The organism is Faecalibacterium sp. DFI.5.82, from assembly GCF_029076575.1.
GTDB classification, from domain to species: Bacteria; Bacillota; Clostridia; order Oscillospirales; family Ruminococcaceae; genus Faecalibacterium; species Faecalibacterium duncaniae.
In genome coordinates this window covers 1-255 of record NZ_JARFIS010001211.1, presented here as the reverse complement: position 1 = coordinate 255, position 255 = coordinate 1, and the positions used below count along the sequence as shown (strand labels likewise).

Genomic DNA, 255 nt, shown 5'->3' with positions numbered 1-255 from the left:
AGTGTATAGAAGTGAGAATGCCGGAATGAGTAGCGCGAATGCAGTGAGAATCTGCATGGCCGAAAGCCTCAGGTTTCTGGAGGAAGGTTCGTCCGCTCCAGGTTAGTCGGGAGCTAAGGTGAGGCCGAAAGGCGTAGCCGATGCACAGACGGTAGAGATTCCGTCACCACCAAAAGAGTTAAGCACAGGGACACATATGAAGTCTCAGAGCCGGGTGTTGGTTCCGGTAGAGATCGAGGGAAATTAGTACCGAAG

General features: G+C 52.5%; 1 rRNA gene. It reads left to right on the top strand.

From position 1 onward, the window contains the following. A 23S ribosomal RNA gene (locus P0G09_RS20765) occupies positions 1-255 on the top strand; the annotation flags it as partial.